The 5,380-nt window shown below is 71.1% G+C and carries 6 protein-coding genes; 1 reads left to right on the forward strand and 5 read right to left on the reverse strand.

What is annotated here, in order from left to right; genetic code table 11:
* The 3 genes from AB0C29_RS31780 to AB0C29_RS31790 all read right to left on the reverse strand — a co-directional run.
* Positions 1-334 (reverse strand): FAD-dependent oxidoreductase (locus tag AB0C29_RS31780; RefSeq protein WP_360827962.1); only part of this gene is annotated, 334 nt, incomplete at its 3' end.
* 35 nt (positions 335-369) lie between these two features.
* Complete coding sequence (locus AB0C29_RS31785) at positions 370-1,740, reverse strand: aspartate aminotransferase family protein (RefSeq protein WP_360827965.1); 1,371 nt, start codon at positions 1,738-1,740, stop codon at positions 370-372.
* On the reverse strand, positions 1,737-2,192 hold the full coding sequence (locus AB0C29_RS31790) for an Lrp/AsnC family transcriptional regulator (protein ID WP_360544365.1): 456 nt from the start codon (positions 2,190-2,192) through the stop codon (positions 1,737-1,739). The genes AB0C29_RS31785 and AB0C29_RS31790 overlap by 4 nt, the downstream gene beginning before the upstream one ends.
* A 276-nt stretch (positions 2,193-2,468) precedes the next feature.
* On the opposite strand from AB0C29_RS31790, the gene AB0C29_RS31795 reads away from it, so the two are divergent.
* Positions 2,469-3,668 (forward strand): saccharopine dehydrogenase C-terminal domain-containing protein, encoded by a 1,200-nt coding sequence (locus AB0C29_RS31795; RefSeq protein ID WP_360827968.1) that lies wholly within the window; start codon positions 2,469-2,471, stop codon positions 3,666-3,668.
* Here the strand turns inward: AB0C29_RS31795 and gabT are convergent.
* Both gabT and AB0C29_RS31805 read right to left on the reverse strand, forming a co-directional pair.
* Positions 3,642-4,925 carry a 4-aminobutyrate--2-oxoglutarate transaminase gene (gene gabT / locus AB0C29_RS31800; protein ID WP_360827972.1) on the reverse strand — a complete coding sequence of 428 codons (1,284 nt, stop codon included), beginning with the start codon at positions 4,923-4,925 and terminating at the stop codon, positions 3,642-3,644. The genes AB0C29_RS31795 and gabT overlap by 27 nt on opposite strands.
* A gap of 3 nt (positions 4,926-4,928) precedes the next feature.
* Positions 4,929-5,380 (reverse strand): aldehyde dehydrogenase family protein (locus tag AB0C29_RS31805; RefSeq protein WP_360827975.1); only part of this gene is annotated, 452 nt, incomplete at its 5' end.

Consider the following 5,380-nt stretch of genomic DNA (forward strand, 5'->3'; position numbering starts at 1 on the left):
CGGCCGCGCGGCCCACCTCGTCCACCGACTCGGCCAGCGCCCGGTGCATGGCCACCGCCTGCTCCCGGCCGTGCCGCCGGGCCAGCGCGCCCACGCCGACAGGGAACAGCCCGGAACACCAGCCACCGTTGCGGCCGGAGGCGCCGAAGCCCGCGTACTGCGCCTCGATGACCGCGATCCGCAGTGCCGGGTCGGCCCGGGCCAGGTAGTACGCCGTCCACAGCCCGGTGTATCCGGCGCCGACGATGGCGACGTCCACGTCCCGGTCGCCCGGCAGCGGGGGCCGGACCGCCTCCGGTTCCCCCAGCGCGGCCAGCCAGTACGACGCGCTCATGACCGGTTTTCCTGGGTTTTCCGCCGCGGGCCGGCTCAGAGCCGGGCCCACGCCTCGGTCAGCACCCCGCGCAGGGCGTGCTCGATCTCGGCGAAATGCTCCTCCTCGCAGATCAGCGGGGGAGCGAGCTGGATGACCGGGTCGCCGCGGTCGTCGGCCCGGCAGTACAGCCCGGCCTCGAACAGCGCCCGGGACAGGAAGCCGCGCAGCAGCCGCTCCGACTCGTCGGCGTCGAACGTCTCCTTGGTCGCCTTGTCCTTGACCAGCTCGATGCCGAAGAAGTAGCCGTCGCCGCGGACGTCGCCGACGATCGGCAGGTCGTTGAGCCGCTCCAGATAGGACCGGAACAGCGCCGAGTTGGCCCGGACGTGGCCGTTGAGGTCCTCACGCTCGAAGATGTCGAGGTTGGCCAGCGCGACCGCGGACGCGACCGGGTGCCCGCCGAAGGTGACACCGTGCGAGAACGAGTTGGCGCCCTCCAGGAACGGCGCGACCAGGCGCTCGGACGCGATCATCGCCCCCAGCGGGACGTACCCGGAGGTCAGGCCCTTGGCGCAGGTGATGATGTCGGGGGTGTAGCCGAACCGGGTCGAGCCGAAGTACTCACCGAGCCGGCCGAACGCGCAGATCACCTCGTCGGAGACCAGCAGCACGTCGTAGCGGTCGCAGATCTCGCGGACCCGCTGGAAGTAGCCGGCCGGCGGCGGGAAGCAGCCGCCGGCGTTCTGCACCGGCTCCAGGAAGACGCAGGCCACGGTGTCCGGGCCCTCGAACTCGATGGCCTCGGCGATGCGGTCGGCGGCCCAGATGCCGAACTGCTCCTCGCTCATCGATTCGTCCGGGCGCCGGTAGTAGTTGGTGTTGGGCACCTTGAGCGCGCCCGGCACCAGCGGCTCGAACTCCTGCTTGATCAGCGGCAGCCCGGTCAGCGACAGTGCGCCCATGGTGGTGCCGTGGTAGGCGATGGACCGCGAGATCGCCTTGGTCTTCATCGGCTTGCCGGTCAGCTTGAAGTAGCTGCGGGCCAGCTTCCACGCGCTCTCCACCGCCTCGGAGCCGCCGGTGGTGAAGAAGACCCGGTTGAGGTCGCCGGGGGTCAGCGTGGCCAGCCGCTCGGCCAGCTCCACCGCGGTCGGGTGGGCGTAGGACCAGAGCGGGAAGTAGGCCAGCTCGGACGCCTGCTTCGCGGCGGCGTCGGCCAGCTCACCGCGGCCGTGCCCGGCCTGCACGACGAACAGCCCGGAGAGCCCGTCCAGGTAGCGGCGGCCGTTCTGGTCCCAGATGTACGGCCCGGAGCCGCGCACGATGACCGGCACCTCGCCGGCCTGCGACCCGGTGTACGACGACATCCGGGTGAAGTGCATCCACAGGTGGTCGCGGGCGGACCCGGACAGGTCTTCGGTCATCGTGTCCCCCATGCGTAGGTCTGTTTGGCGAGCTTCAGGTACATGAACGTCTCGGTGCCGGTGACGCCGGGCACCGCGCGGATGGCCTCGTTGAGCAGCGTCAGCAGGTGCTCGTCGTCGGTGCAGACGAGCTCCACCAGCAGGTCGTAGCCGCCGGCGCAGATCACCACGTAGTCGACCTCGGGGATGGCGGCCAGCTGCTCGGCGATGGCGCGCATGTCGCCGACGCACTTGACCCCGACCATGGCCTGGCGGGCGAAGCCCAGCATCAGCGGGTCGGTGACCGCGACGATCTGCATCATCCCGCCGTCCAGCAGGCGCTGCACCCGCTGGCGCACGGCCGCCTCGGACAACCCGATGATCTTCGCCAGCGCGGCGTAGGACATCCGTCCGTCCCGCTGCAGGTGGTCGATGATCTGCTTGTTCACGTCGTCCAGCGCCAGGTCCGTCACGCAGCGATTCTGGCGTGCAGGACGGCGGATGGCAACGGAATCCGTCGGCGCATTCCGGACACTCCCGCGAATCCGTGGCGGGGCTGACCGTGCTATGTGGAGCGGGCGCCGAGGCGGTGCGGTGACTGTCATGAGGTGGCTTCCCGGGGGGTGGAGGCAAACCCTGCTGCTGCGTTTATCGCAGAATTCTGGCCCATTGACAAGTGTTTCCGTCGCGATACCGTGATCGCCACACGATTTCATGTGACGAGCGCACCTTTTGTGGAGAGGCATGCCATGCGCGTACTACTCGTCGGCGCCGGCGGGGTCGGCGCGGCGGCTGTCGGCATCGCCGCGCGCCGCGACTTCTACGAAGCCTTCGTGGTCGCCGACTACGACCTCGATCGGGCGCGCGCGGCGGTCGCCGGGCACGCGGGCTTCACCGCCGCCCAGGTCGACGCGTCGTCCGCCGCCGCGGTAGCCGCGCTCTGCCGCGAACACGCCATCACCCACGTGCTGAACGCGGTCGACCCGCGGTTCGTCATGCCGATCTTCGACGGCGCGTACGAGGCCGGCGCCGACTACCTCGACATGGCGATGTCCCTGTCGCACCCGCACGCCGAGGAGCCGTTCAGCCGGACCGGGGTCAAGCTCGGCGACGAGCAGTTCGCCGCGGCCGGGCGCTGGCTGGACGCCGGCCGGCTCGCGCTGGTCGGGATGGGCGTGGAACCCGGCCTCTCCGACGTCTTCGCCCGGTACGCGGCCGACCACCTCTTCTCCCGCATCGACGAGATCGGCATCCGCGACGGCGGCAACCTGGTCGTCGCCGGCTACGACTTCGCCCCCTCGTTCTCGGTGTGGACCACCATCGAGGAGTGCCTCAACCCGCCGGTGATCTGGGAGGCCGGCCGCGGCTGGTTCACCACCGAGCCGCTGAGCGAGCCGGAGATCTTCGACTTCCCCGGCGGCATCGGCGAGGTGGAGTGCGTGCACGTCGAGCACGAGGAGGTGCTGCTCATCCCGCGCTGGGTCGACGCCCGCCGGGTGACCTTCAAGTACGGGCTGGGCAAGGAGTTCATCGACGTGCTGAAGACCCTGCACAAGCTGGGTCTGGACCGGACGGCACCGGTGCGCGTCGGCGGCGTCTCGGTGTCACCGCGCGACGTGGTGGCCGCCTGCCTGCCCGACCCGGCCGGCCTCGGCGACAAGATGACCGGCAGCACCTGCGCCGGCACCCTGGTCACCGGCACGGGCCTGGCCGGCCGGCCCCGCTCGGTGTACCTCTACCACGTCGTCGACAACGCCTGGTCCATGCGGGAGTACGGCTCGCAGGCCGTCGTCTGGCAGACCGCCGTCAACCCGGTCGTCGCCCTCGAACTGCTCGCCGCCGGCGCGTGGCGAGGGGCCGGCGTCCTGGGCCCCGAGGCCTTCGACGCCGTCCCCTTCCTCGACCTGCTCACCGCCTACGGCTCACCCTGGCAGCTGCGCGAGCAGTGACTCGGCCAGGATGTCCAGGCCCCGCGTGATCTGCTCCTCGGCGATGACCAGCGGCGGCAGGAAACGCAGCACGTTGGCGTAGGTGCCGCAGGTCAGCACCAGCAGCCCGGCGCCGTGACAGGCCCGCGCCACGGCCGCGGTGCGCAGCGGGTCCGGCTCCAGCGTGCCCGGCTTGACCAGCTCGATCGCCAGCATTGCGCCCCGGCCGCGCACTTCGGCGATGCCGGGGTCGCTCATGGCCAGCGCGGTCAGCCGGAGCATGAACTGTGCCTCGATCCGTTTGGCGGCGGCGTTGAGATCAAGCTCCTGCATGGTCTCGATGGCGGCCAGTGCGGCGGCGCACGCGATCGGGTTGCCGCCGTACGTGCCGCCCAGGCCGCCCGGGTGCACCGCGTCCATCAGCTCGGCCCGCCCGACCACCCCGGCCAGCGGCAGCCCACCGGCCATGCCCTTGGCCGTGGTGACCAGGTCCGGCTCCACACCCTCGTCGGCACAGGCGAACCAGGAACCGGTGCGGCAGAAGCCGGTCTGCACCTCGTCGGCGATGAACACCGCCCCGGCCGCCCGGGACCAGGCGGCCAGGGCCGGCAGGAAGCCCGGCGCCGGCACCACAAAACCGCCCTCACCCTGGATCGGCTCGATCAGCACGGCGGCCACGTTCGCCGCCCCCACTTGCTTGGACATCACATCGATGGCCCGCGCCGCGGCGTCCGGCCCGGACAGCCCGCCGTCGCGCAACGGGTACGACATCGGGGCCCGGTAGACCTCCGGCGCGAACGGCCCGAACCGGTGCTTGTACGGCATCGACTTCGCGGTCAGCGCCATCGTCAGGTTGGTGCGCCCGTGGTACGCGTGGTCGAACACCACCACCGCCTGCCGACCGGTCGCGTGCCGGGCCACCTTGACCGCGTTCTCCACCGCCTCGGCACCGGAGTTGAACAGCGCCGCCCGCTTGTCGAACCGCCCCGGGGTCAGCGCGGCCAGCTGCTCGCACACCGCCACGTACGACTCGTACGGCGTGACCATGAAACAGGTGTGGGTGAACCGCTCGACCTGCTCGCGGACGGCGGCGACCACCCGCGGCGCCGCGTTGCCGACACTGGTCACCGCGATGCCGGAACCGAAGTCGATCCACTCCCGGCCGTCGACGTCGTGCAGGCTGCCACCGCCCGCGTGGTCCACGTAGGACGACACCATGGAGGTGACGCCCCGCGCGACGGCAGCGTGGCGGCGCTTGTGCAGCTCCTCGGAACCCATCGCTCAGCCCTCGAGACTGTGCATGACGTGCTTGATCCTGGTGTAGTCCTCCAGGCCGTACACGGAGAGGTCCTTGCCGTGCCCGGAGTGCTTGAAGCCGCCGTGCGGCATCTCCGCGACCAGCGGGATGTGGCAGTTGACCCAGACGCAGCCGAAGTCCAGCCGCCGGGTCATCCGCATCGCCCGGCCGTGGTCGCGGGTCCAGACCGACGAGGCCAGGCCGTACTCGACGCCGTTGGCCCAGGCCACCGCCTCGTCCTCGTCGGTGAAGCGCTGCACGGTGATGACCGGCCCGAACACCTCGTCCTGGATGATCTCGTCGGTCTGCCGCAGTCCGGAGACGACCGTGGGGGAGTAGAAGTAGCCGCGCTCGCCGACCCGGGCGCCGCCGGCCTCCAGGCTGGCGTGGTCGGGCAGCCGGTCGATGAAGCCGCCGACCCGGTCCAGCTGGCGGG

The organism is Actinoplanes sp. NPDC048791 (assembly GCF_040650095.1).
Lineage (GTDB): Bacteria > Actinomycetota > Actinomycetes > Mycobacteriales > Micromonosporaceae > Actinoplanes.